Below are 1,517 nucleotides of genomic sequence, written 5' to 3'. Positions count from 1 at the left end.
GTAACTAGTCAGGTCTCTGTCGCGTGGTGGTCGTCGTTCTGCGATGATCACCGCGTGACCGGGAGTGAGCGTCCGTCGTATGACGAGCTTGCTGCTTTGGTCGTGGCTCAGGCTGCGGTGATCGCGACGATTGAGCCGTTGCGGGCTGAGCTGGCCCGGATGACCGAGCGGGTTGCGGAGCTGGAACGTCAGCTGGGGACGAACTCGCGTAACTCGTCGAAGCCGCCGTCTCAGGACGTGTATGCGAAACCGGCTCCGAAGTCGCTGCGCGGTAGAACCGGGCGTGGCAAGGGAAAGCAACCTGGTGCGGCGGGTGCGAACCTGAAGCTGGTCGACGATCCTGACGTGGTCGTCGATCATGTCCCGTCGGCGTGTTCCGGTTGCGGAACGGGTTTGCGGAACCGGCCCAGCGTCGATGTGGTGCGCCGTCAGGTGCACGACCTGCCCGAGATCGTGCCGGTGGTGACCGAGCACCGCATGCATCAGCGGCGTTGCCGGTGCGGGGTGCTGACCACCGCGGCCGCGCCCGCCGAGGCGACCGCTCCGGCGTGTTACGGGCCGAATGTCACCGCGCTGGCGGCGTATCTGCTGACCTATCAGCACATCCCGATCGCCCGTGCCGCGCAACTGCTCGCCGACGTGCTGGGCATGGCGGTGTCCACCGGCTGGGTCTCGTGCGTGCTGGCCCGCCTCGCACCAGAGCTGGACCCGTTCGTCGAGGCCACCCGAGACGCGGTGCGCCGGGCGCCGGTGGCACATTTCGATGAGACCGCGCTGCGCGCGGCCGGTGTCCGATGGTGGCTGCATTCGGCCTCCACCGAGTGGTTGACGACCTATCTGCTGCATCCCAAACGGGGCCGGGACGCGATCGACGTGTTCGGTGTCCTGCCCGGTTTCGCCGGCATCGCGGTGCACGACGGCTGGCACCCTTACCGCACCTACACCGAGGTCACCCACGCGCTCTGCAACGCCCACCACCAGCGTGAACTCGTCGCCGCCGCCGAAACCAACCCCGATCAGGACTGGCCCGGCCTGTTGATCGGGGTGCTCGACGAACTCAACGTCGCCGCGCACACCGCCCGCGAACTTGACCTGCCCGAACTTCCCGCTGAGGTCCGGGGCCCGATGGTGACCCGCTTCGACAAGCACCTGGCAGCAGGGCTGAAGCTGCATGCCCGCAACGACACCGGGCACCCGAAAGGCGGCCGGCCCCGCCAAACCACAACCCGGGCCTTACTGGAACGACTACACCGACATCGTGACGATGTCCTGCGGTTCGCGTTCGACCTGAGAGTGCCTTTCACCAACAACCAGGCCGAACGCGACATCCGCATGACCAAAACACAACTCAAACTCGCCGGCTGGCGCACCACCACCGGAGCCGTCACCTGGCTCACCGTGCGGTCCTACATCTCCACCGCCCGCAAAAACGGCATCCACATCCTGACCGCACTCCACAACGCCATCACCGGCAACCCCTGGCTACCAACCAACCCAGCAACCACCTGACTAGTTAC

General features: G+C 66.4%; 1 protein-coding gene. It reads left to right on the top strand.

All coding sequences use genetic code 11. The features are described 5' to 3' along the window. Positions 1-1,509: IS66 family transposase (gene tnpC, locus ACFV15_RS48150; RefSeq protein ID WP_378360241.1), on the top strand; the 1,509-nt coding region annotated here is incomplete at its 5' end. Between the last annotated feature and the right edge of the window lie 8 nt (positions 1,510-1,517).

It is taken from the genome of Amycolatopsis sp. NPDC059657 (assembly GCF_042734395.1).
Taxonomy (GTDB): Bacteria; Actinomycetota; Actinomycetes; order Mycobacteriales; family Pseudonocardiaceae; genus Amycolatopsis.
This window is presented reverse-complemented; position numbering and strand designations above follow the sequence as displayed.